Genomic DNA, 22,296 nt, shown 5'->3' with positions numbered 1-22,296 from the left:
TCGGCTGCTGCCTACTGCGCTGCACCCGATGCTCCCTTCCGCCACCACGCCCTCCCCCCCCCCCCTCCGAGGCCGGGCACCGGTGTCGCAGCCGGGCGGGAGCACAGCGGAGGGTAGTGGAGTCCTCCTTCCTGCCCTCAGGGTCAGGGTTCCGGCAAAGTCGCATAGCCGCTGGTCGGTGACGCTTTTGGTGATTCGAACCGGACTTCCGACGGAGCGGATGACAGGGTGCCTTGAGCGTCAAGTGTCCACAAAGGACATTCTCCGGCCACTGAATGTCCATTTGATGCGCTTATGTACGTTTTTCGACTGGGGTCGTGAGTGAAATCAAGGGGTCGAACCCTCTTTTTCACTCACGACCCGGTCGAAAAACGCCCTAATCGGGCACCGCCGCCTCGGAGGCGTCCTTTGTGGACAGTTGGGAAAGATGTCAGGCGACTGTGACGAGCCCGCCTCTGTCGCCGCAACACCCACTTGACCAGCGGATAGGCGACTTTGCCGAGACCCTGACCCTGAGGGCAGGAAAGGAGGCCTTCACTGACCGGGGGTGCGCGACCGACCCTGCCTCAGCCGGACGGCCACCGGCCTCCGTTCGAAGCACATGATGGCCCCCTTCCTTGCGCCTGGCGCAAGGAAGGGGGCCATCATGTACTCCGGTGGAGCGCTCAGGCCTTCAGCTGCGGGAAGTCCTCCTCGCGGAACTCCCCCGCCGGCCGCTCGGCGGCGTCGTTCTCGCGTCCCCGGAGTTCGACCCGCCGGATCTTGCCGGAGATCGTCTTCGGCAGCTCGGCGAACTCCAGTCGGCGGATTCGCTTGTACGGGGCCAAATGTTCTCGGCAGAAAGCCAGGATGGACAGCGCGGTGCCGGCCGTGGGCTCGTGTCCGTTCGTGAGGACGACGTAGGCCTTCGGCACCGCGAGCCGGATCGGGTCGGGCGCGGGGACGACGGCCGCTTCGGCGACCGCTTCGTGTTCCAGCAGGACACTTTCCAGTTCGAACGGCGAGATCCGGTAGTCCGAAGCTTTGAAGACGTCGTCCGTCCGGCCCACGTAGGTGATGTAGCCGCGTTCGTCGATCGAGCCGACGTCTCCGGTGTGGTAGAAGCCGTTCGCGAAGGCCGCGGCGGAGCGCTCCTCGTCGTCCGCGTACCCGGCCATCAGCCCGACCGGCCGCTTCTCGAGGTCGAGGCAGATCTCGCCCTCTTGCGCGCGCTCACCGGTGACGGGGTCTACGAGCGCGACGGTGAATCCCGGCAGCGGACGGCCCATCGACCCCGGTACGACGTCCTGTCCGGGGGTGTTGGCGATCTGGACGCTGCTTTCCGTCTGCCCGAAACCGTCGCGAATCGTGACGCCCCAAGCCTTTTCGACCTGGTCGATCACTTCGGGGTTGAGTGGTTCACCCGCGCCGACCACCTTGCGCGGCGGCGTCTTCAGGACGGTCAGATCCGCTTGGATGAGCATCCGCCACACTGTCGGCGGGGCGCAGAAGCTGGTGATGCCGCACCGTTCCATCTGCGCCGTCAGGGAAACCGCGTCGAACCGCGCGTAATTGTAGAGGAACACCGTCGCCTCGGCGTTCCACGGCGCGAACACGTTGCTCCACGCGTGTTTCGCCCAGCCCGGCGAAGAGATGTTGAGATGGACGTCGCCCGGTTCGAGGCCGGTCCAATACATTGTGGACAGATGACCGACCGGGTAAGAGACCTGCGTATGCTGCACCAGTTTGGGCTTCGCGGTGGTCCCCGAGGTGAAGTACAGCAGCAGCGGGTCTTCCGCCGCCGTCAGGCCGTCGGGCGTGAAAGTATCCGCTTCCTCGTAGGCGTCCACGAAGGACTGCCAGCCCTCGACCGGTTCCCCGACGGCGATGCGGGTGTAGTCACCCTCGACGTTCGCGAACTTGTGGGCGTCGACCGAGCGGATCACCACGTGTTTCGCCGCGCCCCGCTCGACCCGGTCGGTGAGATCCGCCGGGCCGAGGAGGGTCGAAGCCGGGATGATGACCGCGCCCAGTTTGATCGCGGCGAGGATCGTCTGCCACAGCTCGCCCTGGTTGCCGAGCATCAGGATCAGCCGGTCGCCCCTCGCCACGCCGAGCGAACGCAGCCAGTTCGCGACCTGGTTCGACCGCCGTGCCATCTCCGGATAGGTCCAGCGGTTCTCGACGCCGTCCTCTTCGACGATCCACAGCGCGTAGCGGTCCTGGTTGACCGGGTCGGCCGCGACGACGTCGAACCAGTCCAGCGCCCAGTTGAACTCGGCGAGCCGGGGCCAGGTGAAGTCACGATAGGCGGTTTCGTAGTCCTCGCGATGGGCCTGCAGGTAGTCCCGTGCCTCGCGGAACGTGCGGTATGCCTCCGAAGCGCTCACGATCGTCCTCCTGGTCCTGGGTGGCCGCCGGTTCTTTCTTACTCCCCCTTGAAGTCGGGCGCGCGGCGCTCGAGGAAGGCCTGGACGGCCTCGCCGAGGTCCTTGCTGGGCAGGAACGCCGCGTTCCAGGCCGAGACGTAGCGCAGGCCGTCCGCGACCTGGCGTTCGGTGTTGGCCGACAACACGTTCTTGGTGCCCTGCACGACCAGCGGCGGGTTCGCGGCGATCTCCCGCGCCAGCTCGCGAGCCTCGGCGAGCAGTGTGTCCTGGTCGGCGTAGACGTCGTTGACCAGGCCGATCTTCTCCGCGCGGGCGGCGTCGACGTCCTTGCCGGTCAGGGCCAGTTCCCGCAGGTGTCCCTCGCCGATGATCGGCGCGAGCCGCTGCAGGCTGCCGAGGTCGGCCACGATCGCGACCTTGACCTCGCGCACGCTGAACTTCGCGTCCGCGCTCGCCAGGCGGATGTCCGCGGCCGCGATCACGTCGACGCCACCGCCGATGCACCAGCCGGAAATGGCCGCGATGACCGGTTTGCGGCATTCGGCGATGGAGGACACGCTCGCCTGGAGGGTCTTGACTTCGTCGAGGAACTTCGTCCGCGGACCCGCGAGCGCGTCGCCGCCAAGCATTTCGCCCCAGCTGGGCATCATCGCGGGCAGGTCGAGCCCGTAGGAGAAATGCTTGCCGCTGCCGGTCAGCACCACCGCCCTGACCTGGGAGTCCGCGTCGAGCGCGCGGAAGACGATCGGCAGCTCCCGCCAGAAATCGGGGCCCATCGCGTTGCCCTTGGACGGACCGAGCAGCGTCACTTCGGCGACGTGCCCGTCGATCTCCACCTCAAGCGAAACGAGATCGGGAAGACTGTCAGCTGTAGCGGTCATGAGGTCATCTTGACTCATGTGATTGACAGGTTGCCAACGGCCACTGTGCCCGGCCGCCCTGGAGATGCTTTCCTGGTACTACCGGTGAGTACCGACGATCGATGAAGGACGGTGGGATATGAGCCCGGCCAGCAGCGCCATCGCGGTCGCCGACCTGCCCGCGCCGAGCCCCGCGCGCGGACGCGAACGATCCTCCCGGCCGATCGAGCTGTCGGGATCCTTCACCCATGAAGGCCACCGGCTCGCCTACACCGAGTTCGGCTCGGGCGACCGGGTGGTCGTGCTCACCCACGGCATCATGCTGACCAGGCGGATGCACGCCCCGCTCGCCCGCAAGCTGGCGCGAGCCGGTTTCCGGACGGTGACGCTCGATCTGCTCGGTCACGGCGACTCGGACCGGCCCATCGACTCGTGGCTGTACTCGATGCCCGCGTTCGCGGAACAGACCGTCGCGCTGCTCGACCACCTGGAGATCGACGCCGCGGTCATCGGCGGGACGTCGCTGGGCGCCAACGTCGCGATCGAAGTGGGTGTCGCCGCGCCGGACCGCGCGCTCGGGCTGGTCGTCGAGATGCCCGTACTGGACAACGCGATCGTCGCGGGACTGATCACGTTCGCGCCGCTGCTCATGGCAGCCCGGTTCCTGCCGGTGGCCGTGCAGGGGGTGGCACTGGCGGCGAAACTCGTCCCGCACGGCAACCAGTGGGTCGACGTCGTCACCGACACGTTGTCCCAGGAACCCGCGCCGATGGCCGCGCTCCTGCACGGCGTGTTGTTCGGCCGGATCGCGCCGCCCAAGTCGATCCGGCGGAAGATCGAGACCCCGGCTCTGGTCATCGGGCACGAGCGCGACCCGATCCATCCCTTCGGCGACGCCGACACGCTGGCCGCGGACATGCCGGCGGCCGAGTTCGTCCAAGCCCGCAGCCCGGTCGAATTGCGCCTCGACCCGACCCGCCTGACCGAGGCCATCGCCGACTTCTCGGCGCGCTGCCATGACCGCTGATCCGGCACCGAGCCGAGACACAGGGGCGGAGGAACTACGGACCTCGCGCCTGCTCCTGCGCCGTCCCGGCCCCGAGGACCTCGACGCGATCTTCGCCCTCCACACCGATCCGGAGGCCTGCGCGCACAACCCCTCGGACCTGATGGAGACGCGCAAAGAAGCCGAACTGCTGCTGCTCCGCTGGTCGCATCAGTGGGATCGGTACGGATTCGGGTACTGGACGGTCCGGCAGCACGGCTCACCGGAGCCGCTGGGGTTCTGCGGGGTCAAGATCGTCGGCCTTCGGCGCCGCGCGGTCCTGAACCTCTTCTACCGCTTCTTCCCCTCCTCCTGGGGTGCCGGATACGCCAGTGAGGCCGCCGGCGCGGCCGTGGACTGGGTCCGCGTCCACCGGCCGGACGACCTCGTGATCGCCCGTGTCCGGCCGGAGAACGTCGCGTCGCAGCGCGTGGCGCTGCGGGCCGGTCTGATCCGGGCGGACCAACTCGACTCGCCCGGCGACGACGGGACCGACTGGTTCTACGTCTCGAAAAGTGCTTACGAGGGCTGAGCCAGCCCCGCCACCGGGCCGAAGACGATCACCGCGGGCGGCCGCACCCCGGCCGTGGCGGCGTCGTCGACCACCTTGTCCAAAGTGGAGCGAAGTACCCGCTGGGTGCGCATGGTGCCGTCCTCGACGATCGCCACCGGCGTGTCGCCCGGCCGCCCCGCGAGGAGCGCCTTGGCGAACAGCGGAAGGCGCTCGACGCCCATCATCAGCACGATCGTGCCGCGCATCCGCGCCAGCAGATCCCAGTCCACCAACGACTTCTCGTCGTCCGGCGCGACGTGGCCGGACACCACCACGACCTCGTGCGCGACACCGCGATGGGTCACCGGGACGTCCGCCGCGGCGGGGACGGAGAACGCGCTCGTGATGCCGGGGACCATCGTCACCGGGATGCCCGCTTCGGCACAGGCGAGGACTTCTTCGAAGCCGCGGCCGAACAGGTACGGGTCGCCGCCCTTGAGCCGCACGACGAACTTGCCCGCCTTGGCCCGGTCGATGAGGGTGGAGTTGATCACGTCCTGGCTCGCGGCGCGGCCGTACGGGATCTTCGCCGCGTCGACGATCTCGACGTGGGGCGAGAGTTCGTCGAGCAGTTCGCGCGGCGCCAGCCTGTCGGCGACGACGACGTCGGCCCTGGCGAGGAGACGGCGGCCGCGGACGGTGATCAGCTCCGGATCGCCGGGGCCACCACCCACGAGGGCGACACCGGGCAGTTCGTCGTGGGCGTCCGGCACGCGGCCGTCGTCGACGGTGCCGGACCGAAGGCCGTCGAGGATGCTGTCCCGCACGGTGGCCGACCGCAGCGGCTCACCGCCGGAAAGGACGCCGACCAGCAGGCCGCCGTGCCTGCCCGAAGCCGGAGTGACCGCGCTGCCCAGGTCTCCGTCGTCGGCGCGGACGCAGAACACCCGCGCGCGTTCGGCCTCGGCGCAGACGGCGGCGTTGACCTCGGGGTCGTTCGTGCACGCCAGCGCGTACCAGGCGTCGGCGAGGTCGCCCTCGGTGTAGCGGCGCTCGTGCAAGACGATCTCCCCGGCGTCGGCCATGGCGCTCACCGACGGTGTGGTGTGCGGCGAGACCAGTTCGACCCGCGCGCCGGCGCCGATCAACCGCGGCAGGCGGCGCTGGGCGACCGTCCCGCCACCGATCATCACGACACGACGGCCTGCCAGGTCGAGGCCGGAGAGGTAATGCGGGTCATCCATGCGGGGCAGTGTAAGGATTCAGTGGCCCGGACCGCGATCCGAGTGAGCACCGCCTCAGCCCTGGAGCAACCCGAGCAACTCGGTGTTGCCGAACATCCTGGCCGCGTCGATCGCCGAGGGCTCTCCCGCCGTCGCGTCCGCGCCGCCCTTGAGAAGGGCCTTCACGACCTCGGGTTCGTTCTTGAAGACCGCGCCGGCGAGCGGGCTCTGGCCACGGTCGTTCTCGCGGTTCGGATCGGCGCCGCGTTCGATCAGCGCCGCGACGGTCTCCGCGTGACCGTGGTAGGCGGCGAGCATGACCAGCGTGTCACCCCGGTCGTTCGTCAGATTCGCCGAGACGCCCGCGTCGACGTACGCGGCGAGCTCCGCGGTCGCGCCCGAACGGGCGAAGCCGAACACCTTCGCCCACAGCGCCAGCAGTTCGGGATCGAATTCCTCGGCCTGTCCGGGGTTCTCCGTCATGGGGCCGATTCTCCCACAACGGTCGCGGTCCGGGCGGTGTGTCGCACCCCCCGGACCGGCGGCGTCAGCGCCCCGCGTTGGGGTAGGGCAGCAACGCCATCTCGCGGGCGTTCTTGATCGCCGTGGCGACCTGTTTCTGCTGCTGCGGGGTCAGCCCGGTGACGCGGCGGGCGCGGATCTTGCCGCGGTCGGAGATGAACTTCCGCAACAGATCGGCGTCCTTCCAGTCGACCTCGGTGATCTTGTTGGCGCGCAAAAGGTTCGTCTTGCGCTTCAAGGGACGGTCGCGGTTCGGTTTGCCCATGGCGCTCACCAGCTCGACTTCGTGACGCCGGGCAGTTCGCCGTTGTGCGCCATCTGCCGCATCCGGACCCGCGAAAGCCCGAATTTCCGCAGGTAGCCGCGTGGGCGGCCGTCGGCGGTGTCACGATTGCGGATCCGGGTCGCGCTGGCGTCCCGCGGCATCGCCTGCAGGGCCGAGACCGCGACCGCCTTCTCCTCCGGTGACGCGGACGGTGAAGCGATGGTGGCCTTCAGCTCGCGACGGCGCTCGACGTAGCGAGCGGCGATCACCTTGCGCTGTTCGTTCTTGGCGATCTTCGACTTCTTGGCCATCAGCGCTCCTCCTTGAACTCGACGTGCTTGCGCGCGACCGGGTCGTATTTGCGCAGCACCATGCGGTCCGGGTCGTTCCGGCGGTTCTTCTTGGTGACGTAGGTGTAACCGGTGCCTGCGGTCGAGCGGAGCTTGATGATCGGCCGGATGTCGGTGCTCTTGGCCATCAGAGCTTCACCCCTTTCGCGCGGAGCTCGGCCACGACGGCCTCGATCCCCCGCTTGTCGATGGTCTTCATGCCCTTCACCGAAACCCGCAGCCGGACCCAGCGCCCTTCACTCGGCACGAAGTACCGCTTGGCCTGCAGGTTCGGCTCCCAGCGCCGGGACGTGCGCCGATGCGAATGCGACACCTGCTTCCCGTAGCCCGGTTTGCGGCCGGTGACCTGGCACACGGCGGACATATACCCTCCCAAGTTGATATCGATTGTCGTTTTCATTTACTCTACACAGCCGAACCAGAACGCCCTCGACGCCCCGGAGCTTCAGTGACCGACAACCCCCGCGTGCCCCTCGTCCTGATCAGTGGCCTCGCACCGGGACCGAACGCCGACCTCGCCGAGCGGCTGCGCCTCGCCGAACCCGGCACCGCCGTCGTGCACCACGACCTGAGGCAGATCCACTCCGGAGTGGTCAGGCGGCGGGTCCGGCTCGGCGACCGCGACCAGCTGACCGTCCTCGAACTCGCGCACGGCTGCGTCTCGTGCACGTTGCGTGAGGACCTGTTGCCCTTGCTGCGCAAGCTGTCGCAGATGCCGCAGGTGCGGCGGATCGTGGTGCGGCTCGACGAGGCCATGGAGCCCGAGCCGGTCAGCTGGGCGCTGCACAACGTCCTCGTCGGCGAGCGGCCGGTGATCGAGGACGTCGACCTCCGGGCCGTGCTGACCGTCGTCGACCGCACGGGCTGGCTGGCCGACAGCACCGGCGACGACACGCTGGCCGAACGGAACCTGCGCGCCAGCCCCGAGGACGAGCGCACCGTCGCCCAGGTCGCGCTCTCCCAGGTCGAGTTCGCCGACCTGCTGATTCTCGCCGGAGCGACGACGGACGCCTGGACCGCGGCGAAGGCCTCGGCCGTACTCGACCGGGTCGCGCCGTCGATCCCCCGCGTCGAACTGTCCACTGTGGAGGGGAAGACCGTGCTCGACGCCGTCCCCTCCGACGCCCGGCGCGGCGAGGTCACCGACATGCACGGACCGCTGCTGCGCGGCGAGCCGCCATTGCACACCGACTGCGGGATCGGGCTGCTCACCTTCACCTCGCAGCGCCCGTTCCACCCGGAACGCCTCCACGACGCGATCGACGTCCTGCTCGACGGCGTCGTCCGCACGCGAGGACGGCTCTGGGTGGCGAGCCAGCCGGACATGGCGCTGTGGATCGAGTCCGCGGGCGGCGGTCTCGGTGTCGGGCACGCCGGGGCGTGGCTCGCCGCTCCCGGCGGACCGGACTGGGCGGAGGTCTCCCCCGAGCGGCGCACCCTCGCCTCCCTGCGCTGGGACCCGCTCTTCGGTGACCGCGCGCAGGAACTCGTCGTCGTCACCGATCAAGCCACCCCCGAGGAGATCGAGTCCGCCTTGAACGGGGCGTTGTTGACCGAAGCTGAACTCGCCGCCGGGGAGCAGGAATGGCTCCGCTACTCCGATCCGTTCGGCGAGTGGCACGAAGAACCGTGCGAGGACACGGAAACCGACCCCGAAAAGCACGACGTGAACGTGTCGAACCGAAAGGACGAAACGCAGTGAAACCGGGAATCCACCCCGACTACCACCCCGTGGTGTTCAAGGACCTCTCCACCGGGGACGCCTTCCTGACACGGTCCACCGCCACCTCGGAGCAGACCATCGAGTGGAGCGACGGCAACACCTATCCGGTGGTGAACGTCGAGATCAGTTCGTGGTCGCATCCCTTCTGGACCGGCAACCAGCGGATCATGGACAGCGCCGGTCAGGTCGAGAAGTTCCACCGTCGCTACGGACGGCGCGGAGGGTCGAAGTAATGGCCGTCCCGAAGCGGAAGATGTCGCGTAGCAACACCCGGTCCCGACGTTCGCAGTGGAGGGCGGCCGTGCCCGATCTGGTGCCGATCAAGGTGAACGGCGAGACCAAACTCGTGCCGCGCAAGCTGATGAAATACTTCCATCAGGGTGGGGAATGACGACGCCGGTCACGGTGCTGTCCGGTTTCCTCGGCGCGGGCAAGACGACCGTGCTCAACCACGTCCTCGCCAACCGCGACGGGCTACGGGTGGCGGTGATCGTCAACGACATGAGCGAGGTCAACATCGACGCCGCCCTGGTGCGGGACGGGAACAGCCTGTCCCGCACCGAGGAACGGCTCGTCGAGATGACCAACGGCTGCATCTGCTGCACCTTGCGCGACGACCTGCTGGAAGAGGTCTCGCGGCTGTGCGAAGACGGTCGGTTCGACTACCTGCTCATCGAATCGAGCGGGATCTCCGAGCCGATGCCGGTGGCGGCGACGTTCTCGTTCGCGCGTGAGGACGGTGCCACCCTGCTGGACTCCGCGCGGCTCGACACGATGGTGACCGTGGTCGACGCGGTGAACTTCGAGCGGGAACTCGCGGCGGGCGACGCGCTGACCGAACGCGGGCTGGACCAGTACGACGGGGACGAGCGGACGGTCAGCGACCTGCTGATGGACCAGATCGAATTCGCGGACGTCCTCCTGCTGAACAAGGCGGATCTGGTGCCGGCCCGCTCCCTCGACCGGCTGACGGCGGTGCTGCGGCGGCTCAACCCGGCCGCCGAGGTCCTCGTCTCGACACGTGGCCAGGTCCCTCTCGACCGATTGCTCGGCACCGGGCGCTATGACGTCGAGCGGGCGCAGGAAGCACCCGGCTGGGTGGCCGAACTCAACGGCGACCACGTTCCGGAGACGGAGGAGTACGGGATCTCGAGTGTGGTCTTCCGTGCCGGGCGGGCGTTCGATCCGGAACGGCTGTGGGACTTCGTCGGACGGCTCGATTCCGGGGAGTTCGGGACGGTCCTGCGGTCGAAGGGGTTCTTCTCGCTGGCGTCGCGGCCCGGGGTGACCGGATTGTGGTCGCAGGCGGGGTCGGTCGCCCGGTTCGAGCCGCAGGGTGTCGAGGAAGCGCCGCGGCAGGAACTCGTGTTCATCGGGGTGGGGCTTGAGGAGGACGCCCTGCTGGACTCACTTCGAGCCTGCTTGGCCGCCGGCCCGGCCGGTGCGGATCCGTTTCCGGAGTGGGAAGCCGTGCACGTCCACTGAGGTGGTGGTCGTGAGTGGTTCGCCCGCCGGAAGTACATGATGGCCCCCTTCCTTGCGCCTGGCGCAAGGAAGGGGGCCATCATGTACTGGGAAAGGTGTGAAGGTCGCGGGCCGGGGGTGGCAAGGCAGGCCCGCATAAACAGACTGCTATCCGCACAATTCCGCGACAGAGGCGGGTAAGGCATCGGGTCGGGGTAGCCGTGAGTCAGTGGTCGTCGTAGTGCCCGTCGTGCGGGCGGTGCAGGTGACCGTCGTACGCGTAGTCGACGTGGGGGAAGGCGGCATGGCCGCACCCTTCACCGTGAGCATGGGGCCTTCCTGATCGAAAATGCGTGATCAGGCGGACCGTAGCCCCGGACTCATCCGTCAAGCAGCGCTCTCACCCGACCGAGTGCCCGCACCTGGTCGGCCCAGCGCGGGCCCGCCAGTCCGACGACGACGTGGGCCACTCCCGCCGTACGGTAAGCCGAGAGCCGTTCGGCGACGGCCTCGGCGGAACCGGTCAATGGCAAGGAGATCGCCTGGTCGAGCGGCATCCCGTAGGCGTCGCCGATCCCCGTCGCCAAATCCGCCGCCGTCGGCAGGTCGGCTCCCCCGCCCAGCGCGCCGGTGGCGCCGACCGCGATCACCGGATTCTCGACGCCGAGATCCCTCAGCCGTCGCCGTCCGGCGGCGACGGCTTCGGGCGACAGGAGGGAGGGGAACCATCCGGTGCCGTGTTCGGCGACCCGCTGGAGCACGAGCCTGCCCCGGTTGCCGACCCAGATCGGCGGGACCGCCGCCGCCGGCGCCAATTCGACGACGGCGTCGCCGATCCCCACCTCCTTTCCTGCCAGCAGATCCGGCAGCAGGCGGAGCGCCTGGTCGGTGCGCGGGCCGCGTTCGGCGAACGGCACCCCGGCCGCGGCGAACTGGGCTTCTCCCCCGCCCGAGCCGATGCCGAGGATCAACCGTTCGCCCGAGACCTGCTGCAACGAGGCGATCTGTTTGGCCGCCCAGGCCAACGGCCGCATCGCCGGGACGAACACACTCAGCCCGATCCGGATCCGGGTCGTGACCGCGGCGGCGACCGCCAGCCCGACCGTGCTGTCCAGTGAAGGACGTCCGGTCATCAGGTGATCGCCGAGGAACACACTGTCGAGGCCAGCGTCCTCGGCCTGCCGGGCGGAGACACGGAGGTCATCGGACGGGAGGATCACACCCAGTTTCATGACCCCATCGTGCGACCTCCACTCGGCTGGAGGTCAAGGCCGGCGCACGATCAGGCGATGTGGCGGCGGTGCCCGGCCCAGAACGGCTCCCGGAGCGCCCGCTTGTCCACCTTGCCGATCGCCGTCAGCGGCAGCGCGTCGGCGAAGTCCACATCGGACGGTACGAAATGCTCCCGTCCGAAGAACTTCCTGGCGTGTGCCCGGACTTCTTCGGCCGACAGCGCTCCTGAAGCGACCGGCACCACCACGGCGTGGACCCGCTCACCCTCGCCACCGTCGCCCGGCACACCGAACACGGCCACGGAACGGATCAGCGGATGTCGCGCGAGTGCGTTCTCGACCACGGTCGAGTACACCTTGGTGCCGTGCTCGCCGGTGATGACGACGTCGTTCGCCCGGTCCAGCAGGTAGAGGTATCCCTCGTGGTCGAACCGCCCGAGATCGCCGGTGCGCAGCCAGCCGTCCCCGATCGGCGCCGACCCTTGGTAACCGTCCATCATGGACAGCCCACGCACCAGGACCTCCCCGTCGTCGATCCTGGCCTCCATGCCCGGCACGATCCGGCCAACGGACTCGAGCCGCTCCGGCCGCCCGGCGAGCTCCGCCGCGGAGATGCTCGCGATCATCGGCGCCTCGGTGAGCCCGTATCCCTGCCCGACCACGGGCCCGAACACCTCCAGCGCCTGAGCCAGCCGGTTCGGCGGAAGCGGGGCGGCACCCAGCGAAAGCTGCCGCACACTGCTGACGTCGGTCGACGTCATGGCCGGATGATCGAGCACCGCGGCCAAGCGCGCGGGTGTGAGAGACAACGTGGTGATCCGGTGTTCCGCGATCGCGTCCAGTACCGTGCCCGCGTCGAAGTCCCGCAGCAGTACCACACTCTCCCGCCGCAGGATGGCCCCCAGCACGGTGGCGTTGCCGGTCATATGCGTCATCGGCGCGATCAGCAGCGTGCGTCCCGGCCCAGCCGGGTCCGGCGCGAAGATATGCGCCATCCCGTCGTAGATCCCGCTGTGCCGGATGAGTTTCGGCGCCCCGGTGGTACCTCCGGTGGGAAAGATGACGGTGACCGATCCCGGCAGCTCCGCCGGGTCGGTACCGTCGCCGCCCACCAGTTCGTCGAGCGTGGTCACCCGCGCGTCGCCGGCGGGCCAGTCCGCCGGCTGCTCGGTCACCAGGGTCGTGACCCCGGCCGCCTCGACCGCGGCGAGGCGATCCGGCGAACTCGCCGACGCGGCGACGAGCAACACCGTCGAACCCCGTAGCTGTGCGGCGATCTGCAGGAGGACGGTTTCCGGCCGGTTTCCGGCGTCGATGGCGACCACCCCGCGCTCCGGCAGTCCCGCGTACATCCGGCGTACCAGGTCGAACGCCTGCCCGTAGCCGGTCTCCATGCCGTCCTGGACGAACAGCACCTCGTCGCCCCCGGAACGCAGCGCGTCCAGCACCCGGGTCAGAAACAGACTCTCCACCGGCCGGACCTTAACCCAGGGTCACGACCCAGAGCAGCACCCGCCGCCGGACGAAGCGGAATCCTCGTAAGCGTCGTGCCAGTTCCACCACTCGTACGGCGGCGTCTGTGGATAGCCCTCCGGCGAGTCCTCCCACTCCTCCTGCCGTCCCAGCGCGGTGATGTCGAGGTAGCTCCACGTGCCCCCCATCGCCTCGTCGCCGCGATCGTTGACGAAGTACGTGCGGAACACCTGGTCGTCTTCGCGGATGAAGGCGTTGGTGCCGTGCCATTCACCGACCCCGAAGTCGACGTCGAAGTCGCTGGTGATCGTGTACCACGGCATGGTCCAGCCCATCCGCGCCTTCAGCCGCGCGATGTCCGGTTGCGTGCCCCGCGAGGCGAAGGCCAGGGTGGTGTCGCGGGCGTTCAGATGCGCGACGTGGGCGACCTGATCAGCCACCAGTGAGCAGCCTTTGCAGGCGTAGCCGGGGAAACCCTCCACCCCGGGATCGAAGAAAGCCCGGTAGACGATCAGCTGGCGGCGGCCTTCGAACAGGTCGAGCAGATTCACCGTGCCGGAGGGACCGTCGAACTCGTACGGCTTCTCGACCGCGAGCCATGGCATCCGGCGCCGCTCGGCCGCGAGCGCGTCGCGAGCTCGGGTGAGCTCCTTTTCCTTCACCAGCAAACGAAGACGCGCTTCTTCCCATTCGGCCGCGGACACCGTGTTCATCCCGCCAGCTCCGCGGGCAGGACGCTTCGCCGGTTCGGCTGTCCTTCACCGGTGGTGATCAGCTCCCGCAGGCTGGTGCCGACGTAGAAGGTCCATGCCTGGTGGCAGACGTCGAAGCATTCGTACTCCGGGACCAGCCCGTGATGGGTGAAGCGTGCTTCGGTCTTGCCGTCCTTCTCGGCGATCTCGAAGCTGACCGTGGTGCCGACCCACTCCGTCTTGTCACGGGTGAAGTCGAAGTGGTTCTCGAGGACCAGCCAGGAGACCTTGCGGCCCGGCACGGACTCCGTGATCCGCATCCGGCAGCGGTGGAGCTCCTCGTAGTGGTACTCGAACTCGTCGCCGGCGTGCACGATCTCTTCCGACCACCACCCGCGGACGTCGTTGAACGCGTCGAAGACCTGTCGTGGCGTCTGGTTCACGATGAAACTCGTGGTGAAGCTCATGATGTTCCCTCCAGATGGTCTTTGAGTGCCGCGAGCGGCCCGTCCCAATCACGGGCGAGCGCGGCGAGGAACTGCTGGGCGACCTGCATCGGTGCCGAGTGCAGCCGATAGCGGACGCGGCGCCGCTCCCCCTGCTCCGGGATCACCAGCCCGGCGTCGGTGAGCAGTGCGAGGTGCTTGGCGATGGCCTGCCGCGTGATCGGCAGCCGGTCGGCCAGGTCGGTCGCCGTGGCCGGGCCACCCGAGGCGAGGACGGCGAGAATGCTCCGCCTGCTCGGGTCGGCCAGTGCGACGAAGACCTGTTCGGCGATCGCTTCGGTGTCAGACGGCATCGAGGTATTCGATCAGTTCACCCAGTTCGGCCGCCCACCCCTTCGTGTTCCCTTCGAACGCGGCACGGTGAGCGTCGTCCGGCAGCTGGGAAAACCCGGACTCGACGACGGTGAGCCGGGTACCGGCGCCTGCCGGTTCGAGGGTGAACTCGACGTAGGTGCGGCGAGGATCGTCGTCGGGGAGACCGTAGATGTTCCAGGTGAAGCCGAAGACCTCCGGCTCCTCGACGCGCTCGACGCGCATCTCCGCCTTGTGCCCCTCGTCCCATTTCATCTCGGCCTCACCACCGGGCCGCAGGTCGATGCTGGCCTGGTTCCCGAACCAAGTGCCCAGACCCTCGGCCGTGGTCAGCGCGGCCCAGACCTTCGCGGGCGGATGGGCGATCTCGACGGTGCGTTCGATCCGGTCGGGGAATCCCACGACGGCCTCCTCAAGTAGCAATCAGTTGGTTGCTATAACTTTGTATAGCAACCGGCTGATTGCGTCAAGGGCGAATCAGGAAGCCGTGTACAGCGCGCCGAGGAACTCGAGCAGCAGCCGCTCGCGTAGCGGGCCGGGCGCGGTGGCCAGCAGGGCGTTGATCTCCGCCATCCGGGCGGGCAGGCCCGCGGCGCCGCCGAGCCCCGCGGCCGCCAGCAGCCCGGCGAACTGCTCCGGCGTCAACGTCGCGGGATCCAGCGCGGCGACGAACTCGGCCACCTGTGGATCGACGACGACCGGCCCGGCCTCCCGGGCAGCAACGACCGCGGCGCCCAGGTCGGTCAGGAAGGCGTTCTCACTCCCTCGGATCGCGGCGGTCACGGTCAGGTGCAGATTCGCGGGCGACGACTCGTGGGCGAACTGCGGCTGGACGTACCAGCCGCGCTCCCGCATCTCGTCCGCGACGGTGAACAGGTCGAACCCGGCGCCGTCCGCCACGGTGAACGCGAGCAGGGTCGACACCGGATCGCCGAGGACGCGCAACCCTTCCAGCGCCTCGATCCCGGCGCGGATCTCCACGGCCGCGTCGCGTGCCGCCGAAGCCAGCTCCGCGTAACCCTCGTCGCCGACGTGGCGCACGACCGCCCACGCCGCGGCGAGCGGGCCACCGGACCGCGTGCTCTGCAGCGTGGTGTTCAGCATCGTGTAGCCGGGCCAGTCGGCGCTGGCGAAGTACTGCGGCCGGCGAAGGTCTGCGTCGGCGTGCAAGAGAACCGACACGCCTTTCGGGCAGTAGGCGTACTTGTGCAGGTCGACCGAGACGCTGGTGACGCCGCGGACGTCGAAGCCGAACGGGCCGAGTCCCAGGTACGGCAGCACCCAGCCGCCGATGCAGGCGTCGACATGGAACCGCACGCCATCGAGCAGCGCGGCGATCTCCGGGATCGGGTCCAGGACGCCGTGGGCGTACGACGGAGCGCTCGCGACGACGAGGACCGTGCTGTCGTCGACGGCGGCGGTCATCGCTTCGGGAACGGCGCGGAAGGTCACCGGATCGACCGGCACCGAAACCACGCGGACACCGAAGAAATGCGCCGCCTTGTGGAACGCGGCATGCGCGGTCGTGGGCAGCACGATGCTCGGCGAAGACACTTCCGGACGCGCGTCGCGGGCGGCCAGGACCGCGAGCATGCACGACTCCGTGCCACCCGAGGTCACCGAGCCGACCGTCTCCGCCGTACCGCCCAGCAGACGCGCGGCGGTGCCGACGAGGTCGTTCTCCATCCGCAGCAGGCTGGGAAAAGCGGTCGGATCCAGGCCGTTGGCCGACGAGGCCAGCGCGTGCGCGGACGCGCCGAGTTCGTCCACTTCGGACAGACCGCTGTCGTAGACATAGGCGAGCGTCCGGCCTCCGTGCGTGGGCAGGTCGCCCGCGCGCAGGTCCCGTAACTCGTTCAGGACGTCCTCGGCGGTCACGGCCGGCGCTCCAGCACCGACCTGCGCAGCAGCGGGATGCCCAACACGATCAGCACGGCCGGGAGGATCGAAGCGCCGAGCAGGATCGCCGTGAGCGCGCTGTCGGGCTGCGCGGCCTTGGCGTCGAGGCTGGACTGGTAGCCGCCGAGCTGCAGCACGAGTCCCCACAGGCCCGGTCCGAGCGCGAGCCCCAGCGTCTCCGACGCCGTCCAGACGCCGGCCGCGACCCCGGCCCTGGTCTCGCCGGTCCGCTCCTCCTCGTCGCTGATCAGGTCCGGCAGGATGGCCAGCGGGAACACCGAGATGCCCGCGTATCCGACACCGCAGAAGGCCACGAACACCATCGTGACCGCGAGCGGGAACACTTCGGCGCCGAGGAGCCCGAGCAGGCCGATGCCGAACGCGGCGGTGGCGATCCGGAATCCGGCCAGCTTCCCGACGCTCGCCCCGAGTCGCGGCCACAGCGGCATGGTGAGCAGTGCCGGGCCGACGAAACCGACGAACAGGACCGTCGAATAGCCCGAGCTGCCGAGGATCCGCTCGGCGAAGTACGGGATCGCGGCCAGCACCGTGCCGATGCCGAGCGCCTGGATGAAGTAGACCCCGAGCAGCCAGCGGAACGGCCGCCACTGCGCGAGCGTCCGGAGCAGTTCACGCGGGCTCACCGTGTTCGGCCGCAGCGCACCGACGGGAGCGCCCTTCAGCCCGAAGTACACACCGAGCGTCGCGAGCAGGATGATCACGGCGATGAACAGGCCCATGACCCGGTAACCGGCGATTCCGCCGACCAGGTCGGTGATCGCGGGCGCGCCACCACCGGAGACCAGGATGGCGACCGCGAGGAAACCGATCCGGACGCTGGTCAGCTTCGTGCGCTCTTCGGCCGAGTCCGTCAGCTCGGCGGGCAGCGCGTTGAACGGCACCTGGAAGAACGCGTACGCGGTGGCGCACAACAGGAATACGACGATCACGTAGATCGCGTCCGGCACCGGGCCACCGAAGCCCGGGTGCGCGAACAGGGCCGCGAAGAGAATCGAGACGCCGATGCCGCCGTAGAGCAGGAATCGGCGTCGGCTGCCGGTGCGGACCAGGTCCGCGTCCGACAGCCTTCCCGCGATCGGGTTGAAGAGCACGTCCCACGCTTTGGGAACAAACACGATCAGGCCCGCCACGCCCGCCGCGACGCCCATCGTGTCGGTGAGGTACTTGAGGAGTAGCAGGCCGGGAACCGTGCCGAAGGCGCCGGTGACGAACGAGCCGAGCGAGTAGCGGTACCTCGTCCGTGCTGGCAGCGATGCCATGATCCTCCTCGAGGCGATTCTCCCGATGAAGGCCTCAGTATTGGATCTTGGCCACCACCGGGTAGTGGTCGGAGGGAATCGTGCCACCGTCGTGATGCACGAGCCGTACCGGGCCGACAGCGGCGAGTGGACGGCCGCCCGCGCGCACGGCACCGACGTAGTCCAGCGAGTCTCGGTAGGTCGCCGGAACGGACTTCGCCGCGTTCGGGTTCGTGGCCGCGTCGAAGGTGTACGCGCCTTCGCCCGTCGTGCGAAGGATGCCGCCGAGGAAGGCTTCGCCCTGCTGGACCTGCGTCCGGCCGAGCGAGTCCTTGCGCGCTTGTCCCGCCCAGTACTCGATGTTCAGGTCGCCCGCGACGACGACCGGTTCGGCCGCGGGCGCGTATTTCGTGACCAGATCCCGGATCTCACCGAGCTGCGCCATGCGGATGTCGTGCGCCTTCGGCAGCGTCTCCGGTCCCTCGTCGGCCTGCATGTGGGTGCCCGCGATCCAGAGCGGCTTCCCGTCGACGACCAGCCGGGCGAGCGCGGCGCCCTTGTTGGACAGGTAGTCCGCGGTGCCGGAGTAGGAATTGCGGAAGACCAGCTGGTGTTGTTCGGTCACCGGCGTCTTGCTGAGCACGGTGACCCCGCCGTTGACCACGACGGGGGAAGTCGAGCAGTTCCCGTTCACCGTGGTCCAGCCCGGCGAGGTGCCGCAGTACTGGCCGACGAGCGGGGTCTGATGCGGCCAGGCGTCCTTCAGCCGGTTCCGCAGTTCCTCCGCCTGAGTGCTGAAAGCCTCGTCCAGGACGACGACGTCGGCGTCGTTCGCGCGGATGACGTCCTCCGCCGCGCGAGCTCTGGCCAGTTTGTCCGAAGTGTCCGGGCTGGCGATCCAGGGCAGCTGCCAGATGTTGAACGCCATGACCTTCACCGAGACCGCGGCCTGGGCGGGTACGGCGGTTCCGGCGAACATCGCGGCGGCGATGGCGACTACGGCGAGCTTCCGCACGAAAATCCTTCCGGGGTCAGGAGACGACGAACGTCCGCGAGGTTCCGCTGAACGCGGAGATCGCCCCGTTCCAGCCGTTCTTCCAGTCGCCGAAGTGGACCACGCGATATTTGCCGATCGGGGTGTTCGCGGGGATCTTCCAGTGGACGACGGCTTTCGATTCGGCGACGAAGGTCCGCGCCCAGTGGTACTTCGTGTCCCAGTCGCCGTCGTCGGCGTGCCTGATCCACTCGCCGCCGACCAGCCGCTGGATCTCCAGGAACGTGCCGCCGCGCCGCAGGTCGTTCTTCGGGTGCCCGGTGACGAACTCGACCACGACCTGTTCGCCGCGTGCGTAGGTGCTCTTCGCGTCGACCAGGACGTCTCCGAAGCTCTTGAACGCGGGCGCGCTGTCGAACACGACCCCGGGCTGGAAGTTGATCAGCTTGCCACGCAGATCCCGCGGCGTCGGCCCGTGCGGGACCGTCGTCCCCGCCTTCATCGCGGCCGCGAGCTTGGCGAATTCCTGCTGGTACGCCGGAAGCGTGTAGCGGCCATACAGGGTCGACGCGCCTTCGTACTGCTGCGAGTCGTACTCCTCGGGTGTGGTGACGTACCGGCTGTACGCGTTCGCGTAACCCTGGACGAGCACGTTCTCCAGCGGGACACCGAGTTCGGCGGCGACGGTCCGGCGCAGGCGCAGCCCGGCGACGATGGTCAGCTCGGCGGGCACGGCCACGAGGTGCAGCTGTCCGATCCGGACGATCTGCAGCGGCAGGACCTCCGGCGTCCACGGATACGGCTTCATCGCGCCGAACGGCACCGCGATCACCTTCGGCGCGTGCGCGTCGGCGAGTGCCTGCGGGATCGGCGCGTCGATGCCGCCGAGCCAGTCGATGAACGGGTTCTTCACGCCTTCCGGCAGGGGCAGGCCGGGGCCGTCCTCGCGGCTTCCCGCCAGCATCGACACGCCGATCGCGGCCGTACAGGTGCGCTGGGGCCGCCCGTTCGGCGTGTACTTCGCGTCGACGACGACGTCGGACATGTCCACGTAGCACATCCGGTGGTCGACACGCCCGGTCACGGCTTCGGCGGCCGCGTCGAAGGCGCCCCGCGCCGCACGGAACTGGAGTTCACCGATGGTGCGGGTGTTCTCGAACTCGGTTTCGGGTGTGCCGGGTTCGAGATTCAGGTTCGGGCTCATGTCGCCGGTGTTGGTCTGCGGGAACGCGGCGACGAACCGCGGGTTCCCCTCGAGATAACGCACGCCGGTGTGGTCGTGCTCCCATTCGTAGGCGGCGTAACCCTTGTTGTCGCCGCTGATCAGGTGGTTGCCGTTGCTCATCGAGGTACCGTGCGTGGCGAACCAGCTGATCGCGCCGACGTCGGCGCCGTTCTGGCTGAACCGCAGCACCGTGACGGCGGGGTCGATCGCCTGCGGGAAGTGGTCCTTGTCCGCCTGCGGGTTCAGGTCGAAGGCCTTACGGGATCGGTTGACGCTCGCCTTGGTCAACTCGGCGCGCCCGAGCCGGATCGATCCCGGCGCGAGGTTCGCGTGTGCCCGGCTGATCGCCTCGAAGAGCCCGTCGACGTGCGCGTCGTAGACCTGCTGCTGGAAGCCGAGGATCGCCAGATCGTAAGCGGCGTAATGGGAATCCCCACCGCACGCGGAATGGGTGTGCGTGGCGTTGAGGAGCACGTTCTGCTCGGTGTACAGGTCGCCGTACGCGGCCTGGAGCTTACGCATCACGCCCTGGTGGACGGACTGGAACAGCGCGCCGAGGTCGGCGGTGACGAAGGCGATCCGCTTGGCGCCGTCGTCGACCACGAACGCCCGCGCCCGGGTGCGGAGGTGGATGCCGGCGGTCTGCTGCCGCGGCATCGAGTAACCCATCATGCCGTTCTCGGCCGCCGGACCGGTGACGTCGGAGATGCCGACGCCGACGCGGAAACCCCGTGATGGAGCCGCTTGCGCTTGCTGAGCGCCGTACATGCTCGCCGCGACCGGCAACGCCGCCGCGCCCGCCAGAACCCGCCTCCGGCTCACCGTCATGAGTCGTACCTCCCGGCCACGAACATGAACCGACTTCATGTTCGTGGCGGGGACGCTACGTGATGGGCCTCACTGTCGCAACCTTCCAACGGCCGGCTCTTTCCCGCATCACACGCGACAAAGGGCGCTTTCACCGCGTCGAATGCGGGGAAAGCGGGACACTCAACGTCCCGTTTCCTTCACCAACGCCAGGTCCACTCGGACCCGGCAACCGACGCGCTGACCGCGCACCGAGACCGCGACCGTGCACACAGTCACGCGAAAGTACCGGCTCGACCCAGGTAGTCGCGAGTGGCGAGGACGGTTAGGGCCAACCCGGCCTTGGATACCTACGTTCTGGCGATTTCGCGTGACTGGACGGACGACACACGTGATCGGACGGACGTTTCACGGAGAGACCAGACGTCACGAAAGCGATTCCGCGACCTTCGTGAGCGTGGCGGCATCCCCCCGCAGCAGCAGCGTGGTCACCACGGTCTCTTCCCACGCGGCGAGTTCGTCGCGGATCTTCTCCGCCGGCCCGATCAGCGACGTGTCCTCCACCAGCGACGTCGGGATCGCGGCGGCCGCCTCGTCCTTGCGGCCGGCCAGGTACAGCTCCTGGACCTTGTCGGCGACGTCCTCGTAGCCCATCCGGGCGAAGACGTCGTGGTGGAAGTTGACCGATTTCGCGCCCATGCCGCCGATGTAGAGCGCGAGCGACGGCTTGATCCAGCTCGCGGCCTCCTCGACGTCGTCGTGGAGGAGCACCGGGACGGACGCGGCGACCTCGAAATCGCCGAAACCGTGCCGGGCGCCGGGACGCGAGAAACCTTCCTGTAGCGCCGCCCGGTAGAAGGCGTCGCTCTTGGGCGAGAAGAACAACGGGAGCCAGCCGTCGCAGATCTCCGCCGACAGCGCCACGTTCTTCGGCCCCTCGGCCGCGAGGAAGATCGGGATCTCCTTGCGGAACGGGTGCACTGTGGACTTGAGCGGTTTGCCGAGTCCGGTCCCGCCTTGCAGCGGCAACTGGAAGTGCTGCCCGTCGTGGGTCACCGGCGCCTCACGCGCGACGACCTTCCGCACGATGTCGACGTACTCGCGGGTGCGGGCCAGCGGCTTCGGATACGGCTGTCCGTACCAGCCTTCGACCACCTGCGGCCCGGACGCGCCGAGCCCGAGCACGAACCGCCCGCCGGACAGATGGTCCAGGGTCAGCGCGTGCATGGCCGTCGCGGTCGGGGTGCGCGCCGACATCTGGACGATGTTGGTGCCGAGCTTGATCCGGCTGGTCGACGCGCCCCACCAGGCGAGCGGGGTGAACGCGTCCGAGCCGTAGCCCTCGGCGGTCCACACGGAATCGAAGCCGAGTTCTTCGGCCCGCAAGACCGCCTCCAGCGCACCTTCGGGCGGGCCGGCGGACCAGTAACCGAGGTGGTAACCAAGCTTCATCGAGGCTCCTCGTCAGTGTCCGTACTTGAGGGAAGTCCTGGGTCGGGGTGGGGGGGGGGGGGGGGGGGGGGGGGGGGGGGGGGGGGCCCCCCCCCCCCCAACCCCCCCCACCCTTGAAGCGGCAGGTGTGG

Annotated in this window: 25 protein-coding genes; 6 read left to right on the top strand and 19 right to left on the bottom strand. The window is 68.7% G+C overall.

The window, feature by feature from the left end; all coding sequences use genetic code 11:
- Positions 1-665 precede the first annotated feature (665 nt).
- Positions 666-2,369, bottom strand: a complete 1,704-nt coding sequence (locus ACZ6DT_RS21515) for an AMP-binding protein (protein ID WP_465597910.1) — start codon at positions 2,367-2,369, stop codon at positions 666-668.
- A 38-nt stretch (positions 2,370-2,407) separates the two neighbouring features.
- Positions 2,408-3,250: a crotonase/enoyl-CoA hydratase family protein gene (locus tag ACZ6DT_RS21510; RefSeq protein WP_465597907.1), complete on the bottom strand. Its 843-nt coding sequence runs from the start codon at positions 3,248-3,250 to the stop codon at positions 2,408-2,410.
- A gap of 118 nt (positions 3,251-3,368) precedes the next feature.
- Here ACZ6DT_RS21510 and ACZ6DT_RS21505 point away from each other — a divergent pair, with 118 nt between their 5' ends.
- Together ACZ6DT_RS21505 and ACZ6DT_RS21500 are read left to right on the top strand one after the other, a co-directional pair.
- A complete protein-coding gene (locus ACZ6DT_RS21505) occupies positions 3,369-4,256 on the top strand; it encodes an alpha/beta fold hydrolase (RefSeq protein ID WP_465597904.1) in 888 nt (295 codons plus the stop codon).
- Positions 4,246-4,806: a GNAT family N-acetyltransferase gene (locus tag ACZ6DT_RS21500; protein ID WP_465597901.1), complete on the top strand. Its 561-nt coding sequence runs from the start codon at positions 4,246-4,248 to the stop codon at positions 4,804-4,806. The genes ACZ6DT_RS21505 and ACZ6DT_RS21500 overlap by 11 nt, the downstream gene beginning before the upstream one ends.
- On the opposite strand, the gene cobA is transcribed toward ACZ6DT_RS21500, so the two are convergent.
- From cobA to rpmB, 6 genes are all read right to left on the bottom strand, one after another.
- A complete protein-coding gene (gene cobA / locus ACZ6DT_RS21495; protein WP_465597899.1) occupies positions 4,794-6,011 on the bottom strand; it encodes a uroporphyrinogen-III C-methyltransferase in 1,218 nt (405 codons plus the stop codon). The two genes, ACZ6DT_RS21500 and cobA, sit on opposite strands and share 13 nt — an antisense overlap.
- 54 nt (positions 6,012-6,065) lie before the next feature.
- Complete coding sequence (locus tag ACZ6DT_RS21490; RefSeq protein ID WP_465597896.1) at positions 6,066-6,473, bottom strand: ankyrin repeat domain-containing protein; 408 nt, start codon at positions 6,471-6,473, stop codon at positions 6,066-6,068.
- A 64-nt stretch (positions 6,474-6,537) separates the two neighbouring features.
- The gene (gene rpsR, locus ACZ6DT_RS21485; protein ID WP_465597893.1) at positions 6,538-6,786 is read right to left on the bottom strand and encodes a 30S ribosomal protein S18; all 249 of its coding nucleotides are present in this window, start codon (positions 6,784-6,786) and stop codon (positions 6,538-6,540) included.
- Entirely contained in the window at positions 6,783-7,088 is a 306-nt protein-coding gene (gene rpsN / locus ACZ6DT_RS21480) for a 30S ribosomal protein S14 (protein WP_465597890.1), read from the bottom strand. Before rpsN ends, rpsR begins: the two co-directional genes overlap by 4 nt.
- Complete coding sequence (rpmG, locus tag ACZ6DT_RS21475; protein WP_005149953.1) at positions 7,088-7,255, bottom strand: 50S ribosomal protein L33; 168 nt, start codon at positions 7,253-7,255, stop codon at positions 7,088-7,090. Before rpmG ends, rpsN begins: the two co-directional genes overlap by 1 nt.
- A complete protein-coding gene (gene rpmB / locus ACZ6DT_RS21470) occupies positions 7,255-7,491 on the bottom strand; it encodes a 50S ribosomal protein L28 (RefSeq protein WP_005149951.1) in 237 nt (78 codons plus the stop codon). The genes rpmG and rpmB overlap by 1 nt, the downstream gene beginning before the upstream one ends.
- 84 nt (positions 7,492-7,575) lie before the next feature.
- Between rpmB and mrf the strand changes: the two genes are divergently transcribed.
- Genes mrf through ACZ6DT_RS21450 form a run of 4 tightly spaced genes read left to right on the top strand, consistent with a single transcriptional unit; the run spans position 7,576 to position 10,335 of the window.
- Positions 7,576-8,829, top strand: coding sequence for a ribosome hibernation factor-recruiting GTPase MRF (gene mrf, locus ACZ6DT_RS21465; protein ID WP_465597887.1), 1,254 nt, complete (start codon positions 7,576-7,578; stop codon positions 8,827-8,829).
- The gene (locus ACZ6DT_RS21460; RefSeq protein ID WP_020635049.1) at positions 8,826-9,083 is read left to right on the top strand and encodes a type B 50S ribosomal protein L31; all 258 of its coding nucleotides are present in this window, start codon (positions 8,826-8,828) and stop codon (positions 9,081-9,083) included. The genes mrf and ACZ6DT_RS21460 overlap by 4 nt, the downstream gene beginning before the upstream one ends.
- Positions 9,083-9,241 carry a 50S ribosomal protein L32 gene (rpmF, locus tag ACZ6DT_RS21455; protein WP_465597884.1) on the top strand — a complete coding sequence of 53 codons (159 nt, stop codon included), beginning with the start codon at positions 9,083-9,085 and terminating at the stop codon, positions 9,239-9,241. The genes ACZ6DT_RS21460 and rpmF overlap by 1 nt, the downstream gene beginning before the upstream one ends.
- Positions 9,238-10,335, top strand: a complete 1,098-nt coding sequence (locus ACZ6DT_RS21450) for a GTP-binding protein (RefSeq protein ID WP_465597881.1) — start codon at positions 9,238-9,240, stop codon at positions 10,333-10,335. Before rpmF ends, ACZ6DT_RS21450 begins: the two co-directional genes overlap by 4 nt.
- A gap of 359 nt (positions 10,336-10,694) precedes the next feature.
- On the opposite strand, the gene ACZ6DT_RS21445 is transcribed toward ACZ6DT_RS21450, so the two are convergent.
- From ACZ6DT_RS21445 to ACZ6DT_RS21395, 11 genes are all read right to left on the bottom strand, one after another.
- Positions 10,695-11,546: an LLM class flavin-dependent oxidoreductase gene (locus tag ACZ6DT_RS21445; protein ID WP_465597878.1), complete on the bottom strand. Its 852-nt coding sequence runs from the start codon at positions 11,544-11,546 to the stop codon at positions 10,695-10,697.
- Between the two features lie 50 nt (positions 11,547-11,596).
- Complete coding sequence (locus ACZ6DT_RS21440) at positions 11,597-13,018, bottom strand: class I adenylate-forming enzyme family protein (protein WP_465597875.1); 1,422 nt, start codon at positions 13,016-13,018, stop codon at positions 11,597-11,599.
- Between the two features lie 21 nt (positions 13,019-13,039).
- Complete coding sequence (locus ACZ6DT_RS21435; RefSeq protein ID WP_465597872.1) at positions 13,040-13,732, bottom strand: DUF899 domain-containing protein; 693 nt, start codon at positions 13,730-13,732, stop codon at positions 13,040-13,042.
- Positions 13,729-14,178, bottom strand: a complete 450-nt coding sequence (locus ACZ6DT_RS21430; RefSeq protein ID WP_465597869.1) for an SRPBCC family protein — start codon at positions 14,176-14,178, stop codon at positions 13,729-13,731. Before ACZ6DT_RS21430 ends, ACZ6DT_RS21435 begins: the two co-directional genes overlap by 4 nt.
- Positions 14,175-14,510 (bottom strand): ArsR/SmtB family transcription factor, encoded by a 336-nt coding sequence (locus ACZ6DT_RS21425; protein ID WP_125784199.1) that lies wholly within the window; start codon positions 14,508-14,510, stop codon positions 14,175-14,177. The genes ACZ6DT_RS21430 and ACZ6DT_RS21425 overlap by 4 nt, the downstream gene beginning before the upstream one ends.
- Positions 14,500-14,931, bottom strand: a complete 432-nt coding sequence (locus ACZ6DT_RS21420; RefSeq protein WP_465597865.1) for an SRPBCC domain-containing protein — start codon at positions 14,929-14,931, stop codon at positions 14,500-14,502. Before ACZ6DT_RS21420 ends, ACZ6DT_RS21425 begins: the two co-directional genes overlap by 11 nt.
- A gap of 75 nt (positions 14,932-15,006) precedes the next feature.
- Positions 15,007-16,407, bottom strand: a complete 1,401-nt coding sequence (locus ACZ6DT_RS21415) for a pyridoxal phosphate-dependent decarboxylase family protein (RefSeq protein WP_465597862.1) — start codon at positions 16,405-16,407, stop codon at positions 15,007-15,009.
- Complete coding sequence (locus tag ACZ6DT_RS21410) at positions 16,404-17,708, bottom strand: MFS transporter (RefSeq protein ID WP_465597860.1); 1,305 nt, start codon at positions 17,706-17,708, stop codon at positions 16,404-16,406. Before ACZ6DT_RS21410 ends, ACZ6DT_RS21415 begins: the two co-directional genes overlap by 4 nt.
- A 34-nt stretch (positions 17,709-17,742) precedes the next feature.
- On the bottom strand, positions 17,743-18,702 hold the full coding sequence (locus tag ACZ6DT_RS21405) for a sphingomyelin phosphodiesterase (RefSeq protein ID WP_465597857.1): 960 nt from the start codon (positions 18,700-18,702) through the stop codon (positions 17,743-17,745).
- 16 nt (positions 18,703-18,718) lie between these two features.
- Positions 18,719-20,734 carry a neutral/alkaline ceramidase gene (locus ACZ6DT_RS21400; RefSeq protein ID WP_465597854.1) on the bottom strand — a complete coding sequence of 672 codons (2,016 nt, stop codon included), beginning with the start codon at positions 20,732-20,734 and terminating at the stop codon, positions 18,719-18,721.
- Positions 20,735-21,139: 405 nt separating this feature from the next.
- The gene (locus tag ACZ6DT_RS21395; protein ID WP_465597851.1) at positions 21,140-22,165 is read right to left on the bottom strand and encodes an LLM class F420-dependent oxidoreductase; all 1,026 of its coding nucleotides are present in this window, start codon (positions 22,163-22,165) and stop codon (positions 21,140-21,142) included.
- Positions 22,166-22,296 lie beyond the last annotated feature (131 nt).

This window comes from Amycolatopsis sp. NPDC041971, assembly GCF_055588925.1.
This window is presented reverse-complemented; position numbering and strand designations above follow the sequence as displayed.

What these genes read in the sequence shown, in the direction of transcription:
- rpmG (WP_005149953.1), bottom strand. Translation starts at nt 7,255, where the DNA reads ATGGCCAAGAGCACCGACATCCGGCCGATCATCAAGCTCCGCTCGACC.
- cobA (WP_465597899.1), bottom strand. Translation starts at nt 6,011, where the DNA reads ATGGATGACCCGCATTACCTCTCCGGCCTCGACCTGGCAGGCCGTCGT.
- ACZ6DT_RS21490 (WP_465597896.1), bottom strand. Translation starts at nt 6,473, where the DNA reads ATGACGGAGAACCCCGGACAGGCCGAGGAATTCGATCCCGAACTGCTG.
- rpmB (WP_005149951.1), bottom strand. Translation starts at nt 7,491, where the DNA reads ATGTCCGCCGTGTGCCAGGTCACCGGCCGCAAACCGGGCTACGGGAAG.
- ACZ6DT_RS21425 (WP_125784199.1), bottom strand. Translation starts at nt 14,510, where the DNA reads ATGCCGTCTGACACCGAAGCGATCGCCGAACAGGTCTTCGTCGCACTG.
- rpsN (WP_465597890.1), bottom strand. Translation starts at nt 7,088, where the DNA reads ATGGCCAAGAAGTCGAAGATCGCCAAGAACGAACAGCGCAAGGTGATC.
- ACZ6DT_RS21500 (WP_465597901.1), top strand. Translation starts at nt 4,246, where the DNA reads ATGACCGCTGATCCGGCACCGAGCCGAGACACAGGGGCGGAGGAACTA.
- ACZ6DT_RS21450 (WP_465597881.1), top strand. Translation starts at nt 9,238, where the DNA reads ATGACGACGCCGGTCACGGTGCTGTCCGGTTTCCTCGGCGCGGGCAAG.
- ACZ6DT_RS21400 (WP_465597854.1), bottom strand. Translation starts at nt 20,734, where the DNA reads ATGACGGTGAGCCGGAGGCGGGTTCTGGCGGGCGCGGCGGCGTTGCCG.
- ACZ6DT_RS21410 (WP_465597860.1), bottom strand. Translation starts at nt 17,708, where the DNA reads ATGGCATCGCTGCCAGCACGGACGAGGTACCGCTACTCGCTCGGCTCG.
- ACZ6DT_RS21505 (WP_465597904.1), top strand. Translation starts at nt 3,369, where the DNA reads ATGAGCCCGGCCAGCAGCGCCATCGCGGTCGCCGACCTGCCCGCGCCG.
- ACZ6DT_RS21430 (WP_465597869.1), bottom strand. Translation starts at nt 14,178, where the DNA reads ATGAGCTTCACCACGAGTTTCATCGTGAACCAGACGCCACGACAGGTC.
- ACZ6DT_RS21445 (WP_465597878.1), bottom strand. Translation starts at nt 11,546, where the DNA reads ATGAAACTGGGTGTGATCCTCCCGTCCGATGACCTCCGTGTCTCCGCC.
- ACZ6DT_RS21435 (WP_465597872.1), bottom strand. Translation starts at nt 13,732, where the DNA reads ATGAACACGGTGTCCGCGGCCGAATGGGAAGAAGCGCGTCTTCGTTTG.
- ACZ6DT_RS21510 (WP_465597907.1), bottom strand. Translation starts at nt 3,250, where the DNA reads ATGACCGCTACAGCTGACAGTCTTCCCGATCTCGTTTCGCTTGAGGTG.
- rpmF (WP_465597884.1), top strand. Translation starts at nt 9,083, where the DNA reads ATGGCCGTCCCGAAGCGGAAGATGTCGCGTAGCAACACCCGGTCCCGA.
- ACZ6DT_RS21395 (WP_465597851.1), bottom strand. Translation starts at nt 22,165, where the DNA reads ATGAAGCTTGGTTACCACCTCGGTTACTGGTCCGCCGGCCCGCCCGAA.